Origin of the sequence: Acinetobacter sp. BSP-28 (genome assembly GCF_044130285.1) — a bacterium.
Taxonomy (GTDB): Bacteria; Pseudomonadota; Gammaproteobacteria; order Pseudomonadales; family Moraxellaceae; genus Acinetobacter.
On record NZ_JBIQOB010000001.1, the window covers coordinates 57,296 to 70,552 of the forward strand.

Annotated in this window: 11 protein-coding genes; 9 read left to right on the plus strand and 2 right to left on the minus strand. The window is 42.9% G+C overall.

Going from position 1 to position 13,257, the window contains the following annotated elements:
* Positions 1 to 44: 44 nt before the first annotated feature.
* Positions 45 to 2,252 carry a bifunctional 23S rRNA (guanine(2069)-N(7))-methyltransferase RlmK/23S rRNA (guanine(2445)-N(2))-methyltransferase RlmL gene (gene rlmKL / locus ACE01R_RS00255; protein WP_395543964.1) on the minus strand — a complete coding sequence of 736 codons (2,208 nt, stop codon included), beginning with the start codon at positions 2,250 to 2,252 and terminating at the stop codon, positions 45 to 47.
* A 235-nt stretch (positions 2,253 to 2,487) separates the two neighbouring features.
* On the opposite strand from rlmKL, the gene ACE01R_RS00260 reads away from it, so the two are divergent.
* The 9 genes from ACE01R_RS00260 to ACE01R_RS00300 all read left to right on the plus strand — a co-directional run bounded on the left by ACE01R_RS00260 (position 2,488) and on the right by ACE01R_RS00300 (position 12,374).
* The gene (locus tag ACE01R_RS00260; protein ID WP_395543965.1) at positions 2,488 to 2,808 is read left to right on the plus strand and encodes a hypothetical protein; all 321 of its coding nucleotides are present in this window, start codon (positions 2,488 to 2,490) and stop codon (positions 2,806 to 2,808) included.
* 155 nt (positions 2,809 to 2,963) lie between these two features.
* Entirely contained in the window at positions 2,964 to 3,302 is a 339-nt protein-coding gene (locus ACE01R_RS00265; RefSeq protein ID WP_395543966.1) for a hypothetical protein, read from the plus strand.
* A 222-nt stretch (positions 3,303 to 3,524) separates the two neighbouring features.
* Positions 3,525 to 4,541, plus strand: a complete 1,017-nt coding sequence (locus ACE01R_RS00270; protein ID WP_395543967.1) for an aspartate carbamoyltransferase catalytic subunit — start codon at positions 3,525 to 3,527, stop codon at positions 4,539 to 4,541.
* 9 nt (positions 4,542 to 4,550) lie between these two features.
* Positions 4,551 to 5,786 (plus strand): dihydroorotase, encoded by a 1,236-nt coding sequence (locus ACE01R_RS00275; RefSeq protein WP_395543968.1) that lies wholly within the window; start codon positions 4,551 to 4,553, stop codon positions 5,784 to 5,786.
* 162 nt (positions 5,787 to 5,948) lie between these two features.
* Positions 5,949 to 7,427: an OmpA family protein gene (locus ACE01R_RS00280; protein ID WP_395543970.1), complete on the plus strand. Its 1,479-nt coding sequence runs from the start codon at positions 5,949 to 5,951 to the stop codon at positions 7,425 to 7,427.
* Between the two features lie 138 nt (positions 7,428 to 7,565).
* Positions 7,566 to 8,348 carry a Rossmann-like and DUF2520 domain-containing protein gene (locus tag ACE01R_RS00285; protein ID WP_395543973.1) on the plus strand — a complete coding sequence of 261 codons (783 nt, stop codon included), beginning with the start codon at positions 7,566 to 7,568 and terminating at the stop codon, positions 8,346 to 8,348.
* A 47-nt stretch (positions 8,349 to 8,395) separates the two neighbouring features.
* Positions 8,396 to 9,067 (plus strand): class I SAM-dependent methyltransferase, encoded by a 672-nt coding sequence (locus tag ACE01R_RS00290; protein WP_395543974.1) that lies wholly within the window; start codon positions 8,396 to 8,398, stop codon positions 9,065 to 9,067.
* 157 nt (positions 9,068 to 9,224) lie between these two features.
* Positions 9,225 to 10,838: a GMC family oxidoreductase gene (locus tag ACE01R_RS00295; protein WP_395543975.1), complete on the plus strand. Its 1,614-nt coding sequence runs from the start codon at positions 9,225 to 9,227 to the stop codon at positions 10,836 to 10,838.
* Positions 10,839 to 10,913: 75 nt separating this feature from the next.
* The gene (locus ACE01R_RS00300; RefSeq protein ID WP_395543976.1) at positions 10,914 to 12,374 is read left to right on the plus strand and encodes a coniferyl aldehyde dehydrogenase; all 1,461 of its coding nucleotides are present in this window, start codon (positions 10,914 to 10,916) and stop codon (positions 12,372 to 12,374) included.
* A 59-nt stretch (positions 12,375 to 12,433) separates the two neighbouring features.
* Here the strand turns inward: ACE01R_RS00300 and trmB are convergent, their stop codons facing one another.
* Positions 12,434 to 13,150 (minus strand): tRNA (guanosine(46)-N7)-methyltransferase TrmB, encoded by a 717-nt coding sequence (trmB, locus tag ACE01R_RS00305; RefSeq protein WP_291352304.1) that lies wholly within the window; start codon positions 13,148 to 13,150, stop codon positions 12,434 to 12,436.
* Between the last annotated feature and the right edge of the window lie 107 nt (positions 13,151 to 13,257).

The window sequence follows — 13,257 nt, forward strand, 5'->3', positions numbered from 1 at the left end:
GCCAGATAGGCAGCCTTTTTAGTTAGTGCAGTATCTAAAATATATTAGCCATTTTGTGGATGTTGAATTTTCCAGGCACGGTGAATTTTAGTATTACGTTTGAAGTCCAACCCAATGGTTTCATTGGTAATTTCCTGCACATCAAAGAAGGCTAAAATTTCTTCATCCATTTCAAAGCCACGATAGTTGTTAGAAAAGTACAAGGTACCATCTGTGGTTAAGCGGTTCATTGCACGCTTGATCAGGGACAAGTGGTCACGTTGTACATCGAATGTGCCATGAAACTTTTTCGAATTCGAGAACGTTGGCGGATCGATAAAGATCAGGTCATATTGCTCATGACCTTCTTTTAACCACTCAAAACAGTCACTGGCAAAGAACTGGTGTTGTTCATCGGCATGATCTACGGTTAAACCGTTCAAGACAAAGTTTTCTTTGGACCAGTTTAAATAAGTATTGGATAAATCGACACTGGTGGTACTTGCAGCGCCACCTAAAGCAGCATGCAGACTTGCTGTAGAAGTATAACTATACAAGTTGAGGAAATGCTTTCCTTTGGCTTCCGCAGCAATACGCAAACGCATTTGACGATGATCCAGGAACAGGCCGGTATCTAGATAATCCGTCAGGTTGACTAAAATTTTGGCTTTACCTTCCTGTACAATAAAACGTTTAGAAGCAGTACTCTGTTTGGTGTACTGGTTTTTACCTTCTTGACGTGCACGCGTTTTAATAAAGATCGCATCACGGCCTAAACCAGTTACCGAACGAATGGCCTGTAAGGCAAGATTGAAACGTTTTTTAGCCTTTTCAGGATCGATGGTTTTTGGTGGTGCATATTCTTGTACATGTAGGCGATCACCATACAAATCTACCGCAACATTAAAATCTGGCAAGTCTGCATCATACAAACGCAAGCAGAAAATATTTTCTTTCACTGCCCATTTTTTTAGATTCTGCATGTTCTTTTGCAGACGGTTGGTGAAGTCCTGAGCACCTTCAATTGGCTCAAACTGTTGCGGTTGCCAATGCGCTAAAAATGGTTCTGATACAGCAGCTGGTTTGATGATACCGAAACGCACATAAATCGGCAGTTTACCATTCATCAAACGCAGAATTTGCGGTTCATTGAATGCCAGCACGTCAGCCTGTTCAACCTGCGCCGCAATGACAGCAGCATATTGATTCGGGAAATTCTTTTGTAGCAGCGCAGATAAACCTAAATATAAAGCACGGTTTGAAGCTTTATCTCCTAAACGTTCACCATAAGGCGGGTTGGTGACAATAAATGAAGTTTTGCCTTCAGCCTTGAAATCTGGCCAATCCGCCAGCGTGCGCTCTTCAATTTTGATATGATCAAGCAGTTTTTCAAAACCGGCGGCAATGATATTTTGCTTGGTGGCTTTGACTGCTTCCCAGTCTGCATCATAGGCATAAAATTGTGGTAAAGGCTGTTGCAATGCTGTTTGATGGCGTTCTGCGGCTTCTGCTTTAATTGACATCCAGAGTTCATGGTCATGACCGTTCCAGCCGTTAAAGCCAAAACGACGTACTAGGCCCGGAGCACGGTCAGTGAGCATCATCAAAGATTCAATGATAAAAGTACCCGAACCGCACATTGGATCTAAAATAATATCGGGATTACGTTGTTTTAATTTGGCTTTTTGCAGAATGGCTGCTGCCAGATTTTCTTTAATCGGGGCATCGGTCATGTAATGACGATAGCCACGTTTATGTAAAGAATCACCAGATAAATCCAAGCAATAGGTATGTGCAGTTTTGCCTGCCAGGACATACAGGGTAATTTCAGGCTGTTTGATGTCGATGCTTGGACGTTTGCCCACGGCTTCCATAAAGGAATCTACAACACCATCTTTTACACGTAAGGTTGCGAACTGTGTATTGACCTTAATGTCACGTTCTACGTGTAAACGGATAGCAAATGTACTTTGTGGTGCAAAAATAAGCGACCAGTCAAAGTTGATTGCACCTTCATAGAGCTCTTCTGCCACATCACGTGCGTCATGGGTGAATTCAAGTTCATGAGTATGAATTGGGGTTAAGACACGTGAAGCCAAACGCGACCACATGCAAATACGGTATGCATCTGCCAATGTACCTTTGAAAACCAAACGACCCGGTAACTGTTCAATATTTTGAACACCTAAACCTTCAATTTCCTCGCGGAGTAAGGTTTCAAGTCCATCTGCACAGGTGACCCAGTAATTGCTTAAACGTGAAGAGGTATTCATAAAATAGAGAGACCGAAAAAAATAAAATAAAAACTTGCATAAGTTTAACTTATTTTAGTGCTGAAAAATTTTTATATTTTGAAAACTTCAAGCAACTTAGGTCAGTGTATTAATTATAAAAAGCTCTAAATGTTGGAATAAAAAGCCAATTGAAAATTCAGGGGATATGTAAAATTACACTGCACTTAAAAATGAATTTTAAATTTTAATGAATGGATTTTATTTAGGATAAGGTATGAATATTACAGCAAAAAAGGATGATATTTTTTCAATTGCGACATTGTTGTATGCACGCTTAAGGAAAGTGAATAGCCGGGTTATTGATGTCATGTATTTAATGCAGGATCGTTCCTATGCACATCATGTTGTCACACTTGCACTTGAGACAAAAGATCCAGAGCTTGCAAGTTATGTGGAACGTTTGCGAGCTGTTTTAGATTTACAAGACGATCATGAACTTATAAATGAAGAAGACCAACAGATTCGTCTTTCCAAGGAAAATAAAACCAATAAAAAAGCTTTTGACGAAGACCATGTAAGTTTTAGCATATTCTAAAATATAAGAAAAACATCATTTTAAGAGAGCTCATATGTTGAATCATGTGGGCTTTTTTTATATTGGTACAGATATTGCTACATAGCCCTGTGAGGCTGCTTGATCAAGGGGAGTGCTTGATGCCTCACTTTCTTTTTTAGAGATGGGAATTACAAATGTCAGAAAGTGTAATCATTACAAATGAAGTTTTTTCAGTTGCAACACTTATTTATGCACGGTTAAGACGGGTATCGGGGCGAGTGATCGATGCAAGCTATCTTACAGAGAACTTGGAATATGCTGAACATGTGATGGTGATGGCGAAGCAAACACAAGACCCAGAATTACTTCGCTTGGTTGAACGTTTGACTAAAGTGCTGGGATTAAAAGTTCATGAAGAGCCGGTAAATGAAATTCTGTTCACGCAACATGAAGGCTTAATTTCGGTTGAACCTACTCAAGAAGACATAGAACGTGCACAAGGGGCAAACCGCTACATTGGTGCCTTACGCTAGTTGCCTAAGGTAACTCGGAACCAGACTGAGTTACCTTTTTTTATTTTAAAATCAGGGGGCTAAATCGTTGAATGGTTAAATTATGTTATTGAAAAATTAAATAGGAATTATATTTTTTATTTCAAATACCGAGCTGCTTTTTAGACAAGTAAGGTCAAGCTGAACTATTTAAATCGATTAAACTCTGTATAATACGTTGACTTAACGTATAAGGAATCTCTCATGCACTTGGCGGCATTGCATACTCCGAGCCAGATTCAACTCAACCAAGATGGTAACTTAAAACACTTCCTCACCATCGAAGGTCTTTCCAAAGAAACCCTCACAAAAATATTGGACACAGCACAGTCCTTTTTTAATGACCAAAATCAGCTGATTACCAATAATCTGCTCGAAGGTCGTACGGTAATGAACCTGTTTTTCGAAAACTCGACCCGTACCCGTACCACCTTTGAAGCTGCAGCAAAGCGTCTGTCTGCCAATGTACTCAACATTGATATTGCCCGTTCAAGTACTTCCAAAGGTGAAACCCTGCGTGACACGCTGTGGAATCTGGAAGCGATGGCAACAGACATTTTTGTGGTGCGTCATTCATCTTCAGGTGCGCCGCACTTTATTGCCAAAGATGTCTGCCCGAATGTAGCGATTATTAATGCCGGCGATGGCCGTCATGCACATCCGACACAAGCGATGCTGGACATGCTGACCATTCGCCGAGAAACCAAAAAGAATTTTGAAGATATCAGTATTGCCATCATTGGTGATATTAAACATTCACGCGTTGCACGTTCAGATGTTGCCGCACTACAAACCTTAGGTTGTAAAGATATCCGTGTGATTGCGCCAAATACCTTGCTGCCATATGGTTTTGCTGAATATGGTGAAGATGTTCGTCTATTTAACAACATGGAAGATGGCATTAAAGATTGCGACGTGATCATTACCCTGCGTATTCAAAATGAACGTATTGATTCGCCAGCTTTATCTTCACAAGCTGAATTTTACAAAATGTACGGCTTGAATAAAGAACGTCTGGCTATGGCGAAACCGGATTGCATCGTGATGCATCCAGGTCCAATGAACCGTGGTGTAGAAATCGATTCCAGCATTGCTGATGGAACCCAGTCAGTGATTTTAAATCAGGTGACCAATGGTATTGCGGTACGTATGGCGGTGTTGGCTTTGGCAATGCAAGGTCAGTTGCAGGAAAAAGGTTTGTTAGAAGCGGTTGCGGGATAAGGGAAAGTCATGAGTATTGTAAAAATTGAAAATGTACGTGTCTTGGACCCCATCAACAAAACCGACAGCGTACAGACTGTATATATTGAAAATGGCAAACGGGTTGCTGAAACTGCTAATGTCACTGAAACCATTGATGGTCAGGGCAAATGGCTGATGCCAACCATGGTGGATCTGTGCGCTCGTTTACGTGAACCGGGTCAGCAGCAGCATGGGACTTTAAAGTCCGAAGGCAAAGCTGCCCGTGAAAACGGTATTCTGCATGTGTTTACCCCACCAGATTCAAAACCAATCGTACAGGATAACGGCGCACTCATTCACGGCCTGGTTGAAAAAGCCATGCTGGATGGTGGCATTTACTTAGAAGTGATTGGTGCGCAAACTCAAGGTTTGAAAGGAAATCAACCTGCCAATATGGCTGGCCTGAAAAAAGGTGGCTGTACTGCAGTTTCCAATGCCAATGCGCCGTTCGCTGATGATGATGTAGTGATTCGTACCTTGGAATATGCTGCAGGTCTGAACATGACCGTGGTGTTCTATGCGGAAGAACCACAAATTGCCAAAGACGGTTGTGTGCATGAAGGCTTTATTGCTTCACGTCAGGGTTTGCCGATGATTCCAGCTTTGGCTGAAACCGTTGCGATTGCCAAATATTTGTTGATGATTGAAGCGACTAAAGTCCGTGCTCACTTCGGCTTATTGTCTTGCGGTGCTTCAGTTGAACTGATTCGTATCGCCAAAGAAAAAGGTTTACCGGTGACCTGTGATGTTGCCATGCACCAGTTACATCTGACAGATCAATTGATTGATGGCTTCAACTCACTTGCCCATGTACGTCCGCCATTACGTTCCGAACAGGATAAAGCGTTGCTGCGTCAAGGTGTGAAAGAGGGCGTCATTGATGCCATTTCTACCCATCATGAGCCGCTCAGCAGTTCTGCAAAAATGGCGCCATTTGCTGAAACTCAACCGGGTTTCACCGCATTCGATACTTTTGTCCCGTTTGGACTTCAGCTGATTAATGAAGGTTTGTTTGAGCCTTTAGACTGGGTGGAAAAAGTCACGGTTGCTCCGGCAAAAGTGGCCAACATGTTGGAACGCTGGACTGAAGAAGCGGGCTGGGCTCTGGTTGATCCTCAACTTGAATGGACAGTCAGCAAAGAGAGCATCGTGTCTCAAGGTAAAAATACTCCGCTGATTAACCAGAAAGTGGTGGGTAAAGTGATTAAAACTTTCGCAGCTTAAACGATTAAATCGTTTTTTAAAAATTAAAAGAGTCAGCTTCGGCTGGCTTTTTTATTGTTGAAAAATAATAGTATTCAAATAATACAATTTATTACACTGTCTAAAAAATGAACGAATAGACTAAAAAAGGACATGATAAGAAGACAATAAGAGGAATACGCAATGAATCTTGATTTGATTGATTTATTAAAGCAGAAAGTATCTGCAACGGTTCTTGAGGGAGACACAGCATATCTGAGTGAAAAGAGTCAGGCATTAAGCAGTTTTCTCCCTATTTTATTATCTATTTTCAAATCTAAACCCGATCTTATTGTAAATTTACAGAATCAATTAAATCCAAGACTGGGAGATATCTTCAACATCAACCCATCTTTAAAGCAGGAGTTTTTGCAACAGGTTTCCGGCACGGTGCCGACAGAAACAATTGAATCAACTCTCAATCGTTCTATAGCACCCACCTTGGGGGTATTGGAAACGGAGGCTGGATCTTCCGAACCCGGTGCCATTACTCATCTGATTGAAAGCCATTGGCCTGCTGTAACCAGTGCCTTGCCACATTGGGCTCCTGCACTCCTTAGTGCTTTAGGGATCAGTACGGCATCAGGGCAAAGTCTACATCAAGCGCCACCCGTTGACCCTTATCGGGTCACTGAGGAAAAAAGGAAATCAGGCTTTTTAATTCCCTTGATTGTTTTCCTTATTTTAGCTGCGCTATTGGCATTTATTTTTAAGTCGTGTTCAGATAAAAAACAGATCACCCCGGCAAGTGGTATACCTGCTGAAACTGCGAGTAGTGAACCGGCAAAATTACAGTTAAGTACCGGTTCGACAGGAGATTTAACCACATGTCAGCTCTATTCTGGCAATGCAAATTATATTGATATTCTGCAACAGGAAATTAAACAGATTTTTAATCACAACACGGGTTGTGGTGTGGAAAACAATAGCCGCTATCATTCAGAATTTATCGATCAAGATGTCATTCCAAGCGTATTAAAACTGGTCAAAGGTGTGCCCAATGCCTCATTAACTTGGGTGGGAAATCAGCTCTCCATTCAGACCGCTAATCCGGCTGATGCTGAACAACTTGCCGCTAAAATTCGACCCCTGGTGAAAAACATGACTGTGCTGACTCCGGCTGGAATGAGCAGTGCATCGGCAGCTAATACTGCTATTACTGCCGGCAATAGCAATGCAGAAAAAGCATTGGCAGAAATTAATCCGGATCAGATTCGCGCACTGGATATCGCGACCGCATTGAATATGCAGATTATCAATTTTGATATTGCAAGTGCAGAGATTCCAGATGCCAATAAATCTATTCTGGATCAGGCTGCTGCATTGATCAAACGTGCGCCCCAAGTTCAACTAACTGTACAAGGGCATACAGATGCTGTAGGTAATGCTGAAAAGAATAAAGCATTATCGCAAAAACGTGCTCAAGCCGTTGTGGATTACCTTGTCAAACAAGGCGTTGATCCGGCCCAGTTACAAGCAGTAGGGTATGGTTCGGAACAACCCGTAGCGGATAATGCAACGCCTGAAGGGCAATTTAAAAATCGCCGTATTGAGTTTGAAGTGCTAAATACCGAAACAGGCATGATACGTGAAGTGGATGAGCAGGGCGTAAATAAACAGTAAATAAATTAAAGGTAGACCTTATCCCAGTTTAAAAAAGTTTGCCTAACAGACCCTAATAGCAATTAAATAAAAGGATGAATTGATTCGTCCTTTTATTATTGGCATGCTTGTACAGAATTGTAAAACGTGAACTTAGCTATGCGAATTAGTTTTATTGGTGCGGGACGCGTGGCGCATCATCTGGCTACTGTGTTAAGCCAAAATCATCAGATTGTGCAGATATATAGCCGTACTCTAGAACATGCCCAGACTTTGGCAAGTCAGGTCGCTGCAAGGGCTACGGTCAATATTGCAGAACTTCAGTCAGATGTGGATTTGGTGATTATTGCAGTGAGTGATCAGGCGATTGCTGAGGTCATTCAACAGGTGCATGCACAATTCGCCGATGTCTTGATTGTGCATACCTCAGGCAGTACCGATATTCAGGTTCTGGCAGAGGTTCATGCACGTGCCGGAGTATTTTATCCTTTACAAACCTTTAGTTTGGCGCGTGAAGTAGATTGGCAGGCCACACCATTGTTTGTGGAGGCAACCCAGCCCAATGACCTGGCACAATTGACTGAGCTAGCAAACAGCTTAAGCTCACGCGTCTATACATATACATCGACCCAGCGTTTAAGCTTACATCTGGCAGCAGTATTTGCCTGTAATTTTAGCAATTATTGTTATGACATGGCGAAGCAGATTGTCGATGCCAAGCATGTCGATTTTTCGCTGCTTTATCCACTGATTTTAGAAACAGCCCATAAAGCCGTACAGCATGACCCTAAGCACATGCAGACAGGACCTGCAATGCGAGGTGATCAAAATATCCTGAATATGCATCAACAGATGCTGGATGATGCCAAAAGGGAAGATTTGAAAAATGTTTACAATTTGATGAGTCAGCAGATTTTGCAATCGCATCATGTTGAAGAGTGACTTAAACTTAAACAAATTAAGATCATGCATTGCAAAAGGAGGCGCGTATGGCAAAGGATTTTAATAGTCAGTATGTTGTGGATGGCTATGATGAACATATCCGAAAGCTCATTCCCGGCTATGAAGTGGTACATCAACAAATTAGGGCTTTATTGAAAACGTATGTGGATGAATATGCACATGTGTTGATTGTCGGCTGTGGTACCGGCTATGAGCTGGGGCATCTGGTTCAGCTGTTTCCTGACTGGACCTTTACTGCAACAGAGTTATCGGAAAACATGCTGGATAAAGCCAGACATCATATCCGTGCCTTAAATGCATCGCATCGGGTGGAGTTTGTCTTGGGCAATGTGGATCAGTTAAAAATAGGTTCAACTTATGATGCAGCACTTTCTATCTTGGTCACGCATTTTGTGGACTTTGCAGATAAGCCCAAGTTCTTTAAGGCCATTTCTTCGCGTTTGAAATCTCAAGGATTATTCATGACTTTTGATTTGACCAAAATCAGGTCCGATCAGGAGTTGCAAACGCTCAGATATGTATGTGAGGCAAATGGCTTAACGACTTCGCAGACTGCAGTCATGGTGGATCGTTTAGATGATGATTTTTATCCACTCTCGGAACAGGAAACCTTTGAACAGCTTAAAGGCTGCGGTTTTGATACGGTAGAACGGTTTACCCAGATTCTCTGCTATCAGGGCTTTATGGCTAAAACTTAAATTAGCATTTAAAAGCGTGTGGTCATGGCGATTAAATTACCGTACATCTAGATATTTATATCATTTGTAGCAAAGCCACTGCTGTTGTACTGCGTTCTATGTTATTAGAAGACATTATAAAATTAATCAATAAAAATAATGTTAAGGAACGAGAAATATGCAGCAGGAATTCGATTATATCGTGATTGGCGGGGGCAGTGCCGGCAGTGTTTTGGCGAGCCGTTTAAGTGAAGACCCAAATATTTCAGTATGCCTTGTAGAGGCCGGAGGTAATGGGGAAAATTGGACCATAAACATCCCTGCTGCAGCTGTGGTCAGTTTACCGACCAAAATTAATAACTGGGCTTTTGAGACGGTTCCACAAGCAGGGCTGAATGGACGTAAAGGCTATCAGCCACGCGGCAAAGGTCTGGGTGGTTCTTCCAATATTAATGCCATGATTTATATTCGCGGCAACCCGGCCGATTACGATCATTGGGCTTCTTTAGGCAATAGCGGATGGTCTTATCAAGAGGTGTTGCCTTATTTTATCAAGTCTGAAAATAACGAACGTCTACAGAATGAATACCATGGCAACTCAGGGCCACTTTCAGTTTCCGATGTCCGCACCGATAATCCGCTGCATCAGCGCTATATTGCTGCCGCTAAGGCACAAGGCTACAAAATACTGGATGATTTTAATGGCGTGGAACAGGAAGGTTTGGGCGTCTATCAGGTCACGCATGTGAATGGTGAACGCTGCAGCGCTGCCCGTGCATATTTATATCCGCATTTGCAGCGTCTAAACCTGAGAGTTTTAACCCAGACACTGACACAGAAAATTCTGATTGAACAGAAAACAGCGGTAGGTGTAGAGGTGCAGCATGCAGGACAAATCAAACAGCTGCGTGCCCGCAAAGAGGTCTTGCTGAGTGCTGGGGCAATCCAGTCTCCGCAAATTTTGATGTTGTCCGGTATTGGTGATCAAGCTGAGCTGGCAGCGCATAAAATAGAAGTGCAGCATCATTTACCGGGTGTGGGTAAAAATTTTCATGATCATCCAGACTTTATTTTTGGTTATAGCGTGAAAGATATACAGGGCACGTTTGGTGTGTCGATGTCCGGCTCACTGGATCTGTTTAAGCAGGTGGGGCGTTACCGCAAGGAACGCCGTGGCATGATTGCTTCAAACTTTGCCGAATGTGGCGGTTTTTTAAAAAGTGATCCTTCATTGAAGATACCAAACTTGCAGTTGCATTTTGTCGTGGCACTGGTCGATGATCATGCCCGTAAATTTCATGCCAGCCACGGCATTTCCTGCCACGTTTGCCTGCTGAATCCGCGTAGCCGTGGTTCGGTTCAGCTCAGCGGCAACAAGATTTCTGATCCATTAAAAATTGATCCTAATTTCCTGGGTGATGAACAGGATCTGGAAGATCTGGTGCAAGGTTTTAAACTTACGCAGAAACTGATGCAGTCGCCATCATTATCCGAAATTTATAAACGTGATCTGTTTACCGAACATGTAAAAACTGATGATGATATTCGTCAGATTCTGCGTGAGCGGGCAGACACGGTTTATCATCCGGTGGGCAGTTGTAAAATGGGTGTGGATGACATGGCGGTGGTTGACCCGCAGTTACGGGTTTATGGCATACAAAATTTACGTGTGGTAGATGCATCCATTATGCCTACAGTGGTCAATGGCAATACCAATGCTCCGGTGATCATGATTGCGGAAAAAGCGGTCGATTTGATCCGTCAAGGTGCGCGAACACAGTATGTGGCTTGAATAGACAAGGAATTGTACTGACATCAGCTTAAGTTTCATTTATGTTGTAAAACAAGAAAAATAGGAAATAAAACTATGGCGATGGAACAACATCAGCTTTTTGAAACCATCGATGAGTTTGGGGCAGAAGATTCTGACACGGCAGAGGAGCAATTGCAGCAGGTTTTTGAACTGCAGAAGCAGGCATTTAAGGCCCAGACTTATCCAGGTTTGGAGCAGCGCAAGCAGCATTTGCAGACCCTGTATCAAATGATTGCGCAGCATCAGGATGAAATCGCGGCAGCCATCAGTCATGATTTTTCCAACCGCAGTTCAGATGAAACCCGTCTGTTTGAAGTGATGACCAGCTTGAATGGCATCAAGCATAGTCTGAAACATTTAAGAAAATGGATGAAGCCGAGCAAGCGTGAAGTCGGCATTTTGTTCCAGCCGGCTAGCGCTTATGTGATGTATCAGCCCTTAGGGGTTATTGGCGTGATTGTGCCCTGGAATTATCCTTTGTTTTTGGCGATAGGGCCATTGGCACAGGTCTTAGCTGCTGGCAATAATGTCATGCTTAAAATGAGCGAATATACGCCAACATTTTCTGAGCTGTTCAAGAAGCTGATTGCAGAAAATTTTGCGCAAAGTCATGTCAATGTCATTACTGGTGATGCGCAGATTGCACAAAAGTTTACCCAATTGCCATTCGATCATCTGCTGTTTACAGGGGCAACTGCTATTGCACCGCATGTACTGCATGCAGCAGCTGACCATTTGACGCCAGTCACTTTGGAGTTGGGTGGAAAATCTCCGGCTATTGTGGCTCAAGATGCAGACTTGAAAGAAAGTGCACGTCGTATCGCTTTTGGAAAAACCATGAATGCAGGTCAAACCTGTGTGGCACCGGATTATGCTTTAGTGCATCGCAGCCAGCAGGATGAATTCATCAAGGTTTATTTCGAAGTGATTCAGCAGTTTTATCCAGACAGTATTGCTGACAATCCTGATTATACGGCCATCATTAATAACCGTCAGTTCGCGCGATTACAGCATTATTTACTGGATGCACAGCAAAAAGGTGCGCAGCTGATCCAGATTGAAGCGGAAGCAGATGGCAGACGCATGCCGCATGCGGTCGTCACCGATGTGAATGACGATATGCAATTAATGCAGAATGAAATCTTTGGGCCTATTCTGCCGATTGTCTGTTATGAGCATATTGAAGAAGCGATTGAATATATTAATGCGCGTGAACGTCCTTTGGCTTTGTATTACTTTGGCTATAACAAGGCTGAACAGCAGAAAGTCTTGCATGAAACCCACAGTGGCGGTGTTTGCCTGAATGAAACACTCATGACCGCCGGGATGGAAGATATGCCGTTTGGCGGCGTTGGTGCCTCAGGCATGGGGCATTATCATGGTCATGAAGGCTTTAAAACCTTCAGTCATGCCAAGTCTGTTTTTGTACGGCCAAAATTCAGTTTAATGAAATTGATTTATCCACCCTATGGAACGTGGATTCAACAGCTAATTTACCGCTTATTTATACGCTAATGACCCAATAAAAAAGCGCTCAGTAGAGCGCTTTTTTATTACCGTATTTCTAACCGAAATCAGCCAATTTTCTTGAACAGGAAGTCATTAATTTTATGACCTTCCTCTAAACCACGACGTTCAAACTTAGTTTGTGGGCGCCAGTCAGGGCGAGGATAGCTGTTGCCTTTGCCTGCCATATTTTCCAAATTTGGACGGTTATCCAAAACGTCCAGCATCCACTCAGCATACGGTTCCCAGTCAGTTGCAGAGTGGAAGGTACCGCCCATTTCCAGTTTTTGTTCAACCAGTGGCATACGGTCATGTGATACAAAACGACGTTTGAAATGACGTTTCTTTTGCCATGGATCAGGGAAATACAGCTGAATGGCATTAATACTGTTGTCTGGCATTTCACGAAGCACCTGAATGGCATCGGCATCCAATAAACGCAGGTTGGTTAAGCCTGCCATACCCGCTTCATACACACATTGCGCAATACCCGGAACATGGACTTCAATACCGACATAGTTGCGTTCAGGATTAGCCTTGGCCATCAGCACCAGTGAGCGGCCCATACCGAAACCAATCTCTACAGTAAGCGGGCGTTCTGGATGCTCGAACTGCTGACGTAAATCACCCACCGGATATTCCAAAATTAGGTGACCATATTGTTCAAGCGCAGTACGTTGAGAGGTGTTCAGCGGAGATGAACGACGCATAAAAGTGACAATTTCACGATGTTCATTCAAGTTGTCCAGCTCCACAACTTGCTGGTCTAATTGATCGTTCGACATAACTTTGGCAAATGTAAAAAATTCGAATGCGGTATTTTAAGTCCTGCGCCTGACAAGTCAAACTTTTATCAGATTTTTCACCACTTAAAACATCTTGCTGGTACTAA